A 572-nucleotide genomic window follows, 5' to 3' on the forward strand; every position below is an offset into this window, starting at 1 on the left:
AGATAAATCGTCATCGACGAGATGAGATCGGCAATCTTATGAACCGCCATCCTCACCTCTGGATTGTCGCTCAATCTTGTGTATCCTGGAATAAGTATGGATGTGTCCTCACCGCTCATGAACAAGCCGACATATGTTTGAGTGTCCGCTCTGATCCTACTTTTGCGCTTTGTTCGTCTCAATCGCTCGAAAAATCCCATTCCATCAGCCTCCTTTCAGCCATTTCGTTGCTGTCGCAGCTTTCTCCATATTTTCAAGCATCCTAATCGCTGCAAATACAGTTGCATCGAAAATATCTATGCGATGCTTGTCCTCAATTTTCTCATATTGCACCATGTCATCGGTTTTCTCGATGGCGTGAACGTTCTGGACGCAATACTCGAACGCCTGGGAATGCAGGTAATAGAACTTCCCATCTTTCACTTGCTTCTCAATTCTGCGGAATCCCTCCGACTTTTTGTAATAATACTGCGGCTGGTCAACAATATTGAACCGTTTCCGCTTCATTTCCATAAAGAATTCCCGGCCGAACTTCCGGTCGAAACCGACTTGTTTGATACGGAACCCTTTCG

1 protein-coding gene and 1 pseudogene are annotated in these 572 nt (G+C 45.5%); both read right to left on the minus strand.

Going from position 1 to position 572, the window contains the following annotated elements:
• Nucleotides 1-200, minus strand: a pseudogene (locus tag DSM465_RS20030) (phage portal protein); the annotation flags it as partial.
• Between the two features lie 4 nt (nt 201-204).
• A partial coding sequence (locus DSM465_RS0117965) for a terminase TerL endonuclease subunit (RefSeq protein WP_029761982.1) occupies nt 205-572 on the minus strand: 368 nt, incomplete at its 5' end.

This window comes from Geobacillus thermodenitrificans subsp. thermodenitrificans DSM 465, from assembly GCF_000496575.1.
Lineage (GTDB): Bacteria > Bacillota > Bacilli > Bacillales > Anoxybacillaceae > Geobacillus > Geobacillus thermodenitrificans.